Raw genomic sequence first — 9,644 nt, forward strand, 5'->3', positions numbered from 1 at the left:
GAGGCCGAGCGCGGCGAGCCAGGGGACGAGCGGGGGCTTGGAGAAGAAGTAGTGGTGCTCCCAGTACGGGTGCACCAGATCGGCTCGCGCCAACATCTGGCGGCCCACTTCGGAATAGTGCGTTTCCCACGGATCCCACAGGCCGACGGAGCCGAGGAACGGCGGGCACACCACGGCCCCCACGAGGAGCGCGGATCGAAAGACGGACATGTAACTCCTGAACTCCCTCTCCCTGCGCGAGCACCGGAGAAGTCGACGGAGCAGGGCCTCCGCATGGAGGCGGCGCTCGAGGCCGCTAGTGCGGGAATCGCGGATGCAACTCGCGATCTCGCCGCCGACGGCATCCAGATCACCGTCAGCCAGATCGTCAGCGCCATGCGCCAGGAGCACCGGGTCGACGAGGTCGCCACCCTCGCCCTTCGCTACCGCGACAGCGGGGTGGTCGCCTTCGACATCGCCGGGCCAGAGGCCGGGTTTCCGCCGTCGCTGTTCAGCGACACCTTCGACCGGCTGCGGCGCGAATGGATGCCGGTGACCATCCACGCCGGCGAGGGCGATGGCCTAGCCAGCATCCAGTCCGCACTGCAGGACGGGCACGCCCTACGCCTCGGCCACGGGGTGCGTATCGCCGAGGATCTCACCGCCGACGGCGACGCCTGGCGGCTGGGGAGAACCGCCGAGTGGGTGCGCGATCGGGGGGTGACGCTCGAGACGAGTCCGACATCCAACCTGCACACCGGTGTGTTCGCCGCGTGGGGCACCGAGATGGCCGACCATCCCTTCGACCGGCTCTACGACCTCGGCTTCGCGGTGACGGTCAACTGCGACAACAAGCTCATGAGCGGCACGACGCTGACCCATGAGCTCGCTGCGCTGCAGCAGGCCTTCGGATACTCGCTCGTCGACCTCGAGCGGTTTCAGCTGAATGCGGCAGCAGCCCTGTTCGCCGAGCCGTCGACGCGGAACGCGCTCGCCCAGCGCATCCGCGACGGGTTCGGACTGGCCGGACGGGAATAGCTCCCGCCCGGCCCGCCTCGGGTGCTAGACGCCGAACGTCGCCAGCCAGTTGGCCACGACTGGGATGTCGAGGCGCTGGTAGCCACCGAGGTAGCGGCAGTTCGAGGTGTAGCCGTAGCTCGTGACCGCGACGATCTCTCCGCCGTAGAAGACCGGTCCGCCCGAGTCGCCGAAGCACGTGCCGCCAGTGCCGCGCGGGTCGTTCGGGTTGCCGTTGGTCTGCAGAATCTGCGGCGTGAGCTTCTGGCCGGGCATGTCGACGACGCGACGGATGAGCGGGTAGCTCATCGGCTGCGGCTTCTGCGGGCCGGTCTCTGGCTTGCGCACCTCGGTGCCGTAGCCGACCGCCGTGAACAGCGTCTTGTTGAGCTTGCTTGTCGGGATGGCGTCGAGCGTTGCGAGAGACGCGACCGAGGTGTATCCACCGGCCTGGTGGCTGGCCAGCGGCTCATCCAGCACGATGACGCCGACGTCGTTCCAGTTGTCCATGTCGGTGAAGTCGGAGTAGTCGGGGTGCGTGTAGGCGGTGCCGCTGATGTAGCCGGCGGCCGCGATCTCTGCCGCCGTGAAGCCGACGCTCGGGTCTGCCGCCACCGGGAACGGTGCCGGGGGCTGCTCTGCGATCACAGAGTCGAAGGTCACCAGGGTCTTGCCGAGCGTGCCGAGGGTGCAGTGGGCTGCCGTCACAACGACGGTCGGCGAGATGAGCGTCGCGCTGCAGCGGAAGCGCCCCTCTGCGTCGTAGAAGAGGATGAGGCCGACGTCGGGGTGACCTGCACCGTCTGCCTCTCCGCCGGTGCTCGCGGATGCCGGCGCCGCGAGGGCGAGGCCGGTGAGTGTTGCGACCGCGAGTGCGGTGGCGAGGAGCTTCGTGCGCATGGATGCCCTTTCAACAGTGAACAGATCTGTCTCATTGTTGACCCCTGTTCGGGGCACGGCAACCGGTTCGCCGCAAAGCTGCGCTGTGCGCAACAAACGTGCGCGGCTTTCGGGCTGTGCGCGTCAGACTGGCGCGTCGGCATCCGGCTCCCAGCGCAGCAGATCGCCCGGCTGGCACTCGAGCGCCTCGCACAGTGCCTCGAGGGTCGTGAAGCGCACGGCCTTGGCACGGCCGTTCTTGAGCACCGCGAGGTTGGCTGGTGAGATTCCGATGCGCTCCGCGAGCGCGCCGACCGGCATCTTGTGGCGGGCGAGCATGACGTCGATGTCGACAATGATCGGCATCAGACCACCTCGTCGAGCTCAGAGCGCAGCTGCGCAGCCTGCACCAGCAGTGACCTCATGACGAGCACGAGCAGCACGACCCCCGCCGCCACCAGCCCGAAGCCGCCGATGAGTCCGACGACCCCGGGTGCCGTTCCGCCCGGGGCGAGCAGGGCAGCCCTCTCGCTATTTCTCCAGCAGGTCAGGGTGGTGAATCGCTGCCACATTCGGGTGGGCCCGCAGGCGATAGCGCAGCACGTTGTCTCCGTACGTCTCCAGGATGGGGCTGTTGGTCGGATCGGCCGACAGGCCACGGCCAGACTCCAGCGAGAGCCGCGGCATGCGCGAGTCGAGCGCCGGGTTGAAGAAGAACGGTATCGAGATGCGGTCGGTGCCGACCCGCGGAGACTCGACCCGGTGCAGCGTGGCCTTGAGGTAGCCGCCGGTGGCGAGCTCGAGCATCTCGCCGATGTTGACGACGAACGCGCCGGGCAGTGATGGAGCGTCGATCCATTCCCCCTCGTGCTCGACCTGCAGGCCGGCCTTGTCTGGTTCGACCAGAAGAAGGGTCAGCACGCCGCCGTCGCGGTGGGCGCCTACGCCCTGCTGGGCCTCACCCTCCTGACTGGTTCCGGGGTAGCGCACGATCTTGATGAGCGAGAACGCTCGATCCTCGGCGAAGGCGTCATCGAACACGTCCTCCGGCGCATCGAGCGCGACCGCCCAGGTGCGCAGCAGCCGGAGCGCAAGGGCGGTGAGCTGGCTGCGCCATTCGGTGATGGCGGGCTCAAGCTCCGGCAGCGCCTCTGGCCACAGGTTCGGGCCCTCGAGGCGCCAGTAGTCCTCATCCCCAGAGACCGTGGCTCGTTCCTCGCCGATGTCGATCTGCTCGCGCCAGTCGATCTCGCCGTTGGTCAGCTCCTTGCCCGTGCGGGTGTAGCCGCGAAACTGCGGGCTGTGGATGTTCTCGATCGAGAACTTCTCCTCCTCCGTCAGCGCGAAGAAGCGACGAGAGAGCGACAGCACCTCGTCGATCAGCTCCTGGGGGATTCCGTGGCCGACGAGGTAGAAGAAGCCGACGTCGTGAGTGACCTCGCGCAGTTGCGTGCGAAAGGCGGCGGCGGCATCCGCGCCCTTGTCGAGTTCGGAGAGGTCAAGGATGGGGAGGGACTCGAGCGTCATTCGTCCATTGTGCAGTGAGACGCCTGCATGTGACGGCCCGTGTCGCCGAGCGGCGAGAGGCGGTCGGCGGTGGTGAAGCGCAGGGCCGAGGTGCGCGTGGCGTCGGGCCGGCTCTTCTCGCCGAGCGAGGTTCCGGTGCCGACAATGGTGTGGAACGGCATGCTGCGCTCATACCGGAACCGGTAGCCGCCACCGGCAAGCTCGTCGGTCGGCGTGATGTCGCTGAACCGCAGATCCCACCGCGGATGCTGCGCCGCATCCTGCGTCAGCTGCCAGACGATCTGCATCGAGCTGCGGATCTCGATCTCGACGTAGATCGCGGTTCGAGGCATGGGGCCATCATGGCAGCGCCATCGGTTCACGCAGCAAAGGGGAATGGCGAGCCGTCACGAGCAGGATCGAAGAAGTGCGAGACGACCCACCTCGGTACGGTGGCACCATGAGCTACGCAGTGGACTTCGTCAATGTCTCGACCATCGGCCTCGAGACCTCGCCCGTCGCCGACGCCCTCGCCGGCCTCCGCGCCAACGAGGCACGCTACTTCCGCACCAAGTACGACCACGAGTTCGTGACGGAGGCGGCGGCGGATGCGGCTGGCACCGTCGAGTGGGTGACGGGCATCCTCGCGGAGGAGCGCGACATCCACATCGCTTCGCCCGCGCTCGAGGCAACGGAGTTCGAGGTGGAGGGCGTGCGCTGGGCCTACGTCTTCTACGAGAGCGGTCTCTCGATCAACGTGCTCTACGCGCTGGAGGACGGCGGCAAGCGGGCCGTCGGCTTCAAGCTGTCTGACGGCATGGAGGTTCCCGACGAGCTCTCCGCGTTCAAGTTCGCCCGCCAGAAGTCGAAGCTCGCCGGAACCATCCGCGGATCATTCTTCGTCGTCAAGGGCAAGCACTAGCCTCCGCGCAGCGCCGGCGGGTAGTAGATTTCACTCGACCGGCGCGCGCCGCCGCAAGCCCTGGAGTCTCCGCATGCCCCTTCGCCCTGCTGCAGAAATCGTGTCGGTGCTCGTCGTCACCGCCCTGCTCGTCATCCTCGGGTTCGCACTGCTCGAACTGAGTGACGGCGTGACCCCCGCCGAGGCCTTCCTCTCGGCCGGGCCACGCACAGCGGTTGGCTTCGCCGGGATCGGCTTCGCGGTGACAGCACTCGCTGCAATCGTCGGCGGTCTCCTCGCTCGCGCGCGCCCGCGCAAGACGCGCCTCCTCGTGAGCCTGCTGGCTGGCGCCATCGGTGCGATCGTGAACGTTGCCGTCGGCGTGGTGCTCGGCGTGACCGGCGGTGGCTGGTCAGCGCTCCTCATCGCCTTCTCCCTCATCGGCGCTGTCATCCTCGCCGTCGCGGTGCTGATCGCCTCGTTGGTCGTCTACCTCGTGGTCTTCCGGCGGGCGGAATGACGGCGCCGGAGCAGCAGCCAAAGAGCCCGCGACTCCCCCAGCGCCTCGCCCGGGTTCGCACCGACGTGCTCACCGCGGCACTTCTCGGTGTCGTGTCGGTGACGACCACCTTCTCCTCGTTCGCCGCGTCGGAGTTCGACGAGCGGGCTGCAGCGAGCATCGCCAGCGCTGAGCGCACGACCGTCGATGCGGCATCCGCGTACCAGACGGCGTTCACGGTCTACAACCGCGACCTCGAGGTGTTCTCCGAGCTCGTGCGCAGCGATCCCGACCTCGCCGCGTTCGACGACGCACGCACCCAGGACGAGCTGGATGCGGCGGCGACCGACCGCGACCTGCTGCTGTACATTCTCGCCTCGCCCGCGTTCCGGTCTGCGTACACCGACTGGGTGGCCGCGCAGCAGGAGGGCTCCGACCTCAGCGTCTTCGACGATCCGGACTACGCACCCGAGATCTATGCGGAGCAGGCAGTGCTGCTGAACACGGCTCAGGCACTGCGGGATGACGCGAAGGCCGATGCCGCCATGAGCGACACGATGACGCACTCCACCCTCATCTACGCGATCTCGCTGTTCCTCTTCGGCGTTGCCGGCGTCAACCGCGATCGCCGGGTCGCGCTCGGCGTGATCGCCTTCGGCTTCGCCGTCTTCGTAGGAGGACTGCTGCTCTCCGTGCCGGTGGCGCTGCAGTTGTAGGCCGCTGTCGCGAGCTCGCCCAACGTCATCCCACAGGAGTAGGCGCACACAACGCTGAGAGTACTGGTGCGTGGTCGCGCGTCCCTAGCGGCGATGCCATGACACCACCTACACAGAAGCTGCCCGCGACATCCACTCGCCGCACTACGGCGCTCACCCTGATCGCCGCAATCGGGGTGGCGTTCGTTGCCGCCTGGATCATCGCCCTGTCGGCCATCGCGGCCGGCGCGACCGCCTTCCCGCCGCTCGTGCCCTACGTGTTCGGCACCTTCGTCGTGATCGGCGTACTCGTCGGGCATCTCGGATGGCGCATCGTACGGAAGGCAACCCGGTCACCGCGCCGGGTGCTGCAGGTGCTCGTGCCGTTCGTGCTGGTGCTGTCGTTCATTCCCGACATCGCACTGATGATCATCGGCTTCATTCCCGGCACAACGACGACGGGCGCGGTAGCACTCATGCTCATGCACCTCGTGGTCGCCGCCGTGGTCGTGCCGGTGTCGCAGCGGATTGCGCCGGTGTGACGGCGTTCATTGCAGGAACACGCGGTACCGGTGGTCTTGCGTGAGTCACTTCCGGCGGGACAAGGTTGAGAACGCTGGTAGGGCCGCTGATACTGTCCACTCAAAACAGCGGATGGGATTTTTGAACCTTATTGTGACCATGCCCGGGCGCCTGGGGTCCAGAACATCCCTCTGTCCATAGTGTTTCTGAGCCTCCCTGAGTTACCTTGCGCGAAAGAAGCCGAGCCACACGCCTACTACCGCGGGCCGAGCCCATTGGTGATCGGGCGTGGCTGCATTTGGACGTAGATCGTTGCGGAGACTGACTTGTCGTCGAATAGTGGCAGGCGAGAGACCGGCGGACCCTCCTCAGACTAGAGGCGGCGCTCTTAGCCGCGTGAGGCTCGAATAGGAGCGCCCCGGCTATCCGAAGGTGTTCTGGCGTCGATGTCGTCGCGGACTAGTAGACGATCGTTCCCGTGAGCCGACCGTCGTTTCCAATTCCACCGGTAGAAGCGCTCAGCCCCTGAGGAGCGCCCTGCTGACGGAGCCCGACAATCTTGACGAGCTGGCGGATGTCGTTGCCTCCCCATGTGACGCGCGGCAGTCCAGTGTGCACAGTCAAGTAGACAGCCCCCTCGAGGGAACTGAGCGCGCGGAGCGGGCCCGAAGCATCGTTGACGTAGACGTAGCCGTTCTGAATCAATCCGTCGGTCGACGAGGTGTTTGCCATGTAAATCATCGTTGTATCGTCTCCTGTTGCATTGGATGAAGTGCCTAAGTGCGAGTTGATCCAGGCCAGCGGGTCTTCCCAACCCGTCGCGTTCCGAAGACCCAGGTGCAAGTGTTGACCGATTGCAATATCGGGATCCTGGCCGATTTTTCCGCCCGTGTTGCCTGTCAAACCGATCTGACTGCCACGGGTGATCGTTCCCGATGTGACAGTCGCAGCTTGCTTCATGTGCCCGTAAAAGCTCGACTTGCCATCAGCGTGAGCAATGAGCGCCCAGTAGCCATAGTCGAAGCCGAAGACGACGCCAGAACCGCTAGCAACGGAACCGTCGGCCACAGCCGCTATTGACGTGCCTTCGGGTTTTGGCATATCGACTCCGTTGTGGGAGCTCGAGAAGTACTGTGACACATTGGCCTGCACGAACGGGTACTGGTACTGAACCCAATCAATCGCAGATGCAGAGGGGACATTGAACCTGAGGTCATAACCAACTGCAGACAGGAAACCGATAGCCCCGGCTCCGGCCAGTACTGTACGGCGAGAAAGGCTCATGAAGCTACTGTCGCAGTTCGGGGCGGCCTTCGCCTCCCCCCATAAGGGGCGATTGATCCACGTCCGGGGTGAACTTTCGGAAGGCACGGGGCAGGGCCGATCACAGTGTCTAGAGGACGGAGGGATTTTTGCGGCCATGATACCGCCGGTGACAGTGGGGCCATTGGAATCCAATTGCGGAGAGATTTGGGATCACACTGCAAAGTCGGCTGCTTCTGACGCGAGGAGTGCGCCACTCCAGCTACAACATGGGACGCTCAAAGCGGATCCGATTGAGGACGACCTGAACAACGTTGCGAGCGCTCTCGACGATGCTGCGAGCCGGCTCTAGCTGCGCGACCGCCGAAAGGTTGCCGCCCTCGAAGGGACAAGTACTTGGCTGCACATGAGTTATGGGTTGCGGTCGGGCGGCTACGTTTGATGCCAAGAGGGACAGGCACGGGAGAAACCCCGGAGTCGTTGGATTCACGGGAGCTTTCAGAGCGACACCAGTAGTCTCACGGTGCGTCGGCCAAGCCGCCACAGCACGCGCTTCACTTCGGGCGGAACTACATCGAGAACGCTGGTCGAGCTACTCGTGATAGCCACGCAGAACCCCGGCATGACGAAAGCCCCGACCTGTGGTCGGGGCTTTCGTCATACACGCGGTACCGGTGGGATTTGAACCCACGGTGGACTTTCACCCACACAACTTGTCGAGAGTTGCACCTTCGGCCGCGCGGACACGGTACCGGGAGAGAGCCTAATACATTCACGCGGGGACGGCTAAAGCTGCCGTTCACCTGGCCCGGCGAGCGTTGACGGGTGGAAGCCTGGCTCATCGTGATCGCGGCGCTCGTCGTTGCCGTCGCCGGCATCCTTGTCTGGATGCGGTGGCTGACCCGCCGCCGCACCTACTGGTTCGAGAGACTGACCAACGCGATCCCCACGCACTCGGACTGGTGGAAGTCGCAGCGCGACCGGGAGGGCGAGCTGCTCTACGTCGCCATCGGCGACTCGGCCGCGCAGGGCATCGGGGCGAGCAGGCCGGGTCGCAGCTACGTCGGGGCCGTCGCACAGCATATCCGCGCGACGACCGGGCGCAGCGTGCGGGTCGTGAACCTCGGCATCTCTGGCGCGACGGTCGGCATCGCACTCGCGAAGGAGCTGCGGCACCTCGCGAAGCTCGACCCCGACATCGTGACCGTGTCGATCGGGGCCAACGACATCCCGAGCTTCGATGCCGCGCGGTTCGAGCGCGAGCTCGAGTCGTTGTTCAGCCAGCTGCCCACGCACGCCATCGTCGCCGACCTTCCGACGTTCTACTTCCTCCCGGCGGAGCGGGTCGTGAAGTCGGCCAACGTGCAGCTGCGGGCCATCGCGAAAAGACATGGCTTGACCGTTGCGCCATTGCACGCAGCCATGAAGCGCCAGGGACTGTGGGGCGTCACCACCCAGTTCGCCGGCGACCTGTTCCACCCGAACGATCGAGGCTACCGGGTGTGGGCCTCGGCTTTTCTCCCGGCGGTGGATGACCGCATCCGCGATATCGGTCGGTCAACCTAAGCTCGACGCATGGCCCGCGTCACCAACACCTTCCGCTGCACCGAGTGCGGTTGGACGAGCGCCAAGTGGGTCGGCCAGTGCGGCGAGTGCCAGCAGTGGAACACGGTCGTGGATGCAGCAGCGCCGACCCAGAAGCTCGCCGCGGTGCGCATCGGCGCCGACCGCACCGCCCAGCCCATCACCGAGATCACGACCGACTCCGTCGCCCACTGGCCGAGCGGCATCGACGAGTTCGACCGGGTGCTCGGCGGGGGCATCGTGCCCGGTGCAGCGATCCTGCTGAGCGGGGAGCCAGGCGTCGGCAAGTCGACGCTCCTTCTTGAAGTCGCCAGCCGTGCGGCCGCGACCGGCCAGCGCGTGCTCTACGTGAGCGCCGAGGAGTCCGTCAACCAGGTGCGCCTTCGGGCAGAGCGCACGCACGCGTTGCAGCCGTCGCTCTATCTCGCCGCAGAGACCGATCTCGCCACCATCCTCGGCCAGATCGACGCGGTGCAGCCCCAGCTCGTGATCGTCGACTCCGTGCAGACCGTGTCGTCATCCATGTCCGATGGTCTCGCGGGTGGGCCGTCGCAGGTGCGCGAGGTGGCCTCGACCCTCATCCGCATCAGCAAAGACCGCAACCTGCCCGTGATTTCACAAGCCAAGTTCAGTACAGTTGTACAACCAAATAGGAAATTTCAATCGCATTAAAGGCCATACTTTGCGAGCGATTGAGTGTTTTCGTCGAGCCTTAGCTGTGGCTCCTAACAATCCAGAGGTGCGTTATTAATTCTGCAGGGTTTTCAGTCGTGTACAGGTTGCTTTGATGAACATCTAT

The 9,644-nt window shown here is 65.5% G+C and carries 13 protein-coding genes, 1 tRNA gene and 1 pseudogene; 7 read left to right on the forward strand and 8 right to left on the reverse strand.

Annotated features, from left to right (window positions below; translation table 11 throughout):
- Window positions 1-210: hypothetical protein (locus AC14A7_RS06310; RefSeq protein WP_484007330.1), on the reverse strand; the 210-nt coding region annotated here is incomplete at its 3' end.
- Here AC14A7_RS06310 and AC14A7_RS06315 point away from each other — a divergent pair.
- Window positions 118-1,017 carry an adenosine deaminase family protein gene (locus AC14A7_RS06315; protein WP_484007306.1) on the forward strand — a complete coding sequence of 300 codons (900 nt, stop codon included), beginning with the start codon at window positions 118-120 and terminating at the stop codon, window positions 1,015-1,017. The genes AC14A7_RS06310 and AC14A7_RS06315 overlap by 93 nt on opposite strands.
- Before the next feature lie 24 nt (window positions 1,018-1,041).
- Here the strand turns inward: AC14A7_RS06315 and AC14A7_RS06320 are convergent, their stop codons facing one another.
- The 5 genes from AC14A7_RS06320 to AC14A7_RS06340 form a co-directional block, all read right to left on the reverse strand.
- Entirely contained in the window at window positions 1,042-1,896 is an 855-nt protein-coding gene (locus AC14A7_RS06320; RefSeq protein ID WP_484007308.1) for a trypsin-like serine protease, read from the reverse strand.
- A 123-nt stretch (window positions 1,897-2,019) separates the two neighbouring features.
- A complete protein-coding gene (locus tag AC14A7_RS06325) occupies window positions 2,020-2,241 on the reverse strand; it encodes a helix-turn-helix domain-containing protein (protein ID WP_484007310.1) in 222 nt (73 codons plus the stop codon).
- Entirely contained in the window at window positions 2,241-2,447 is a 207-nt protein-coding gene (locus tag AC14A7_RS06330) for a DUF2975 domain-containing protein (RefSeq protein ID WP_484007312.1), read from the reverse strand. The genes AC14A7_RS06325 and AC14A7_RS06330 overlap by 1 nt, the downstream gene beginning before the upstream one ends.
- Window positions 2,407-3,402 (reverse strand): isopenicillin N synthase family dioxygenase, encoded by a 996-nt coding sequence (locus tag AC14A7_RS06335; protein WP_484007314.1) that lies wholly within the window; start codon window positions 3,400-3,402, stop codon window positions 2,407-2,409. Before AC14A7_RS06335 ends, AC14A7_RS06330 begins: the two co-directional genes overlap by 41 nt.
- Window positions 3,399-3,734 carry a hypothetical protein gene (locus AC14A7_RS06340; RefSeq protein ID WP_484007316.1) on the reverse strand — a complete coding sequence of 112 codons (336 nt, stop codon included), beginning with the start codon at window positions 3,732-3,734 and terminating at the stop codon, window positions 3,399-3,401. The genes AC14A7_RS06335 and AC14A7_RS06340 overlap by 4 nt, the downstream gene beginning before the upstream one ends.
- Before the next feature lie 107 nt (window positions 3,735-3,841).
- On the opposite strand from AC14A7_RS06340, the gene AC14A7_RS06345 reads away from it, so the two are divergent.
- From AC14A7_RS06345 to AC14A7_RS06360, 4 genes are all read left to right on the forward strand, one after another.
- Window positions 3,842-4,303 carry a phage tail protein gene (locus AC14A7_RS06345; RefSeq protein WP_484007318.1) on the forward strand — a complete coding sequence of 154 codons (462 nt, stop codon included), beginning with the start codon at window positions 3,842-3,844 and terminating at the stop codon, window positions 4,301-4,303.
- 73 nt (window positions 4,304-4,376) lie between these two features.
- The gene (locus AC14A7_RS06350; RefSeq protein ID WP_484007320.1) at window positions 4,377-4,802 is read left to right on the forward strand and encodes a hypothetical protein; all 426 of its coding nucleotides are present in this window, start codon (window positions 4,377-4,379) and stop codon (window positions 4,800-4,802) included.
- Window positions 4,799-5,497 (forward strand): hypothetical protein, encoded by a 699-nt coding sequence (locus tag AC14A7_RS06355; RefSeq protein ID WP_484007322.1) that lies wholly within the window; start codon window positions 4,799-4,801, stop codon window positions 5,495-5,497. The genes AC14A7_RS06350 and AC14A7_RS06355 overlap by 4 nt, the downstream gene beginning before the upstream one ends.
- A gap of 98 nt (window positions 5,498-5,595) precedes the next feature.
- Window positions 5,596-6,018 carry a DUF6069 family protein gene (locus tag AC14A7_RS06360; RefSeq protein ID WP_484007324.1) on the forward strand — a complete coding sequence of 141 codons (423 nt, stop codon included), beginning with the start codon at window positions 5,596-5,598 and terminating at the stop codon, window positions 6,016-6,018.
- Window positions 6,019-6,457: 439 nt separating this feature from the next.
- Here AC14A7_RS06360 and AC14A7_RS06365 read toward each other — a convergent pair whose 3' ends face one another.
- Complete coding sequence (locus AC14A7_RS06365; protein ID WP_484007326.1) at window positions 6,458-7,282, reverse strand: M23 family metallopeptidase; 825 nt, start codon at window positions 7,280-7,282, stop codon at window positions 6,458-6,460.
- 645 nt (window positions 7,283-7,927) lie between these two features.
- Window positions 7,928-8,014, reverse strand: a tRNA-Ser gene (locus AC14A7_RS06370).
- A 72-nt stretch (window positions 8,015-8,086) separates the two neighbouring features.
- On the opposite strand from AC14A7_RS06370, the gene AC14A7_RS06375 reads away from it, so the two are divergent.
- Both AC14A7_RS06375 and AC14A7_RS06380 read left to right on the forward strand, forming a co-directional pair.
- Complete coding sequence (locus tag AC14A7_RS06375; RefSeq protein WP_484007328.1) at window positions 8,087-8,827, forward strand: SGNH/GDSL hydrolase family protein; 741 nt, start codon at window positions 8,087-8,089, stop codon at window positions 8,825-8,827.
- 9 nt (window positions 8,828-8,836) lie between these two features.
- A pseudogene (locus AC14A7_RS06380) lies at window positions 8,837-9,460 on the forward strand (DUF7125 family protein); the annotation flags it as partial.
- Window positions 9,461-9,644: the final 184 nt, after the last annotated feature.

The organism is Conyzicola sp. (assembly GCF_057073975.1).